The 1,656-nt window shown below is 64.3% G+C and carries 2 protein-coding genes; one reads left to right on the top strand and one right to left on the bottom strand.

The window, feature by feature from the left end; genetic code table 11:
* The coding region (locus FVA95_RS28640) for a leucine zipper domain-containing protein (RefSeq protein WP_149664620.1) at positions 1 to 317 on the bottom strand (317 nt) is incomplete at its 3' end.
* Positions 318 to 573: 256 nt separating this feature from the next.
* Between FVA95_RS28640 and FVA95_RS28635 the strand changes: the two genes are divergently transcribed.
* Positions 574 to 1,338 (top strand): hypothetical protein, encoded by a 765-nt coding sequence (locus FVA95_RS28635; RefSeq protein ID WP_149666887.1) that lies wholly within the window; start codon positions 574 to 576, stop codon positions 1,336 to 1,338.
* Positions 1,339 to 1,656: the final 318 nt, after the last annotated feature.

The following is a 1,656-nucleotide window of genomic DNA, read 5'->3' as shown; positions in this document are numbered from 1 at the left end:
ACCGCGTGCACGGTCGAGGCGGCCATGCCCAGGCGCCCGGCGATCTGGACCGGGCCCAGCCGGTGCCGCCAGCGCAGCCGTACGATTCGCCGCACCAGACCGACACGGGTCTTCGTCGGTGAGGACCTCGGCCGTGAGCTGCGGTCGGCCATCCCCGCCGGCCCCTCGGCCCGGTAGCGGTCGGACCACTTCTTGGCGGTCCGCGCGGAGACCATGAACATTGTCGCGGCCGCGGTGTGGGTCCAGCCGTGCTCGACGACGAGTTGAGCGAGCCGCAGCCGGGCGCGCGGGGTCAGAGCGGCGTTAGCGTGGGACACGAAGGCCTCCGGTGGGTGAAGCGGTTCCTCGACAGCTCCACTTCACAACCGGAGGCCTTCGTCTGTCAGCCAGACTCACCGCCCCCGGACGGGACAACCTCCCTGGACATCACACCTAGGGGTACCCGCGCAGGTTCGCACTGGACGGCGCGCGAGCCGCGTTCGACCCTTGGACAGACGCGGGGCGAGGCAACCACAACCACGGTGCCGGAACCCGGTAGCGCGGTTCGAAGCTCTTGCGGGAGAATCACGAGCTATGACGGAATCGGACACCGTAGCGGAGCGAAAGCGTGCCATCCTCCAGTGGTTCGTTATCCGGGCACGTCGTGTTGAAGAACACTCTCTTGCGCAAGACAAGGATAAGTTGCTCACCTGGGCGCAGGCAACTCTTACCTTATCGGGAATCGAGGGCGAGCCGCCGAGTGAGCTTCGTTGGTCACTCCCGCCAGAGGAGCAGCTCGATTCGCTTGCTGCTCGTTGTCGTCCGTTCCTTCTCAAGGGCGACTCCGTGTACTGGGCGAACGTGACAACTGCGCTTGGCTATCTCGTTCGTAACGAAACGGATCCGGAACTTCCGGAAGCAGTCGAGAAACTGCGGGATGCTTGGAAGAAGCTCGATCGCGACTCTGCTGACTCCCTTGGGTTCGAGTCCCGGGCAGGTGGCGTTGATGGCGTGCTTGGAGACATGGTCAGCTCGAAGGCGTTGGCCTTCGCCTGGCTCTATGGCGACTTGGTTCATGCGGACGAGGACATCCCGGAGCGGGTGGGCGAGCACGGAATCGACGATCGATACCGTGCAGGCGCGATCCTGATAACCAATGTCGCACGGTGTGTGATCATGACTTTGAATGTGGTTCGCGCTTTGCAGTCGCGGGGTATTGCCAACCTGCCTGCTGAGGTGTTCGAACAGCGGGTGGTGGCAGATCCGGACGCGAAGCTGAGGATCGCTCGATCGATCATGGCGCCGGTCGGGACGTCGGTCGAGGACCTCGACAAGGCGATGGACAAAGCGGCTGAATGACGCTGGGTGCCGAGCGGAGACCGGCCGCCAGGCCGCACGCTCCGCGCGGCGCCAGAGGCGTCGCGCTCTTGTCCCGTAGACATCACGCTCACCGGGACCCCCCCGCCTCATAGACTCATTGCCCCCAGGCACTGCAGGACTTCATCAAGGTGCACCTTGACCGGCGCCCTTGCTGGGCAGGCATCCAGCGACGTCCGCTGCTGTCCGTCGGGTCGTCATCCGGTTGTGGCTCAGATAAACAGGCTCTTCCGGATCTAGAGTGCAAGGGTTCCGCAGTGGAGCAACGAGCGGATGCGGTAGTTGATCAGGTTGCGGAAG

This window comes from Pseudonocardia sp. EV170527-09, assembly GCF_008369905.1.
Classification (GTDB): domain Bacteria; phylum Actinomycetota; class Actinomycetes; order Mycobacteriales; family Pseudonocardiaceae; genus Pseudonocardia.
Note: the sequence above shows the minus strand (reverse complement) of the source record. Positions and strands in the feature narration are given on the sequence as shown.